The organism is Curtobacterium sp. NPDC090217, assembly GCF_044746705.1.
GTDB lineage: Bacteria > Actinomycetota > Actinomycetes > Actinomycetales > Microbacteriaceae > Curtobacterium.
Map to the genome: position 1 here is coordinate 1 of NZ_JBIVCR010000005.1, position 1,245 is coordinate 1,245.

Below are 1,245 nucleotides of genomic sequence, written 5' to 3' on the forward strand. Positions count from 1 at the left end.
ACGTTCGCAGCAGCGTCCTGGGATGCGTCCTTGGACGCATCCGCGATCGCTGCGGACTTCGACGACGCCTGCGTCTTGGACGACGCCTCGACCGAGGCCCCACCGTTGGTGTTGGAGGAGTTGTCCGCCTCAGCAGCAGCCTTCGCCGCGACCTTCGACGACGCATTCGTCTTCGTCTTGGCGTCCTTGGACGCATCCGCCGACGCCGTCGTCTTCTGGTTCCCAGCCACCTGCGCAGCAGCCTTCGCCGAGATGTCCGCAGCAGCCGACGCCGCCGACGTGCCGTCGTTGTTCGCAGCCGCCTCCGACGCCGCCTTCGCAGCCGGGTTGTTGTCCCCATCAGCATCCGCCGACGCCGACACCGACGCACCGGCGTTCACGTTCGCACCCGGGTCACCGTTCACGTTCGCAGCAGCGTCCTGGGACGCGTCCTTGGACGCATCCGCGATCGCAGCGGACTTCGACGACGCCTGCGTCTTGGACGACGCCTCAACCGACGCCCCACCATTGGTGTTGGAGGAGTTGTCCGCCTCAGCAGCAGCCTTCGCCGCAACCTTCGACGACGCATTCGCCTTCGACTTGGCGTCCTTGGACGCATCCGCCGACGCCGTCGTCTTCTGGTTCCCAGCCACCTGCGCAGCAGCCTTCGCCGAGATGTCCGCAGCAGCAGACGCCGCCGACGTGCCGTCGTTGTTCGCAGCCGCCTCCGACGCCGCCTTCGCAGCCGGGTTGTTGTCCCCATCAGCATCCGCCGACGCCGACACCGACGCACCCGCGTTCACGTTCGCACCCGGATCACCGTTCACGTTCGCAGCAGCATCCTGGGATGCGTCCTTGGACGCATCCGCGATCGCTGCGGACTTCGACGACGCCTGCGTCTTGGACGACGCCGCAACCGAGGCCCCACCATTGGTGTTGGAGGAGTTGTCCGCCTCAGCAGCAGCCTTCGCCGCAACCTTCGACGACGCATTCGCCTTCGACTTGGCGTCCTTGGACGCATCCGCCGACGCCGTCGTCTTCTGGTTCCCAGCCACCTGCGCAGCAGCCTTCGCCGAGATATCCGCAGCAGCCGACGCCGCCGACGTGCCGTCATTGTTCGCAGCCGCCTCCGACGCCGCCTTCGCAGCCGGGTTGTTATCCCCATCAGCATCCGCCGACGCCGACACCGACGCACCCGCGTTCACGTTCGCACCCGACGGGCCGTCGACGGAGCCCTCAGGGTTACCGTCAACATCACCGGTCGGC

Annotated in this window: 2 protein-coding genes; one reads left to right on the top strand and one right to left on the bottom strand. The window is 67.3% G+C overall.

The features are described 5' to 3' along the window. Positions 1-230: hypothetical protein (locus ACIPJ2_RS16485; RefSeq protein ID WP_402729723.1), on the bottom strand; the 230-nt coding region annotated here is incomplete at its 3' end. Positions 231-252: 22 nt separating this feature from the next. Between ACIPJ2_RS16485 and ACIPJ2_RS16490 the strand changes: the two genes are divergently transcribed. Continuing rightward, the coding region (locus tag ACIPJ2_RS16490) for a hypothetical protein (protein WP_402729724.1) at positions 253-1,245 on the top strand (993 nt) is incomplete at its 3' end.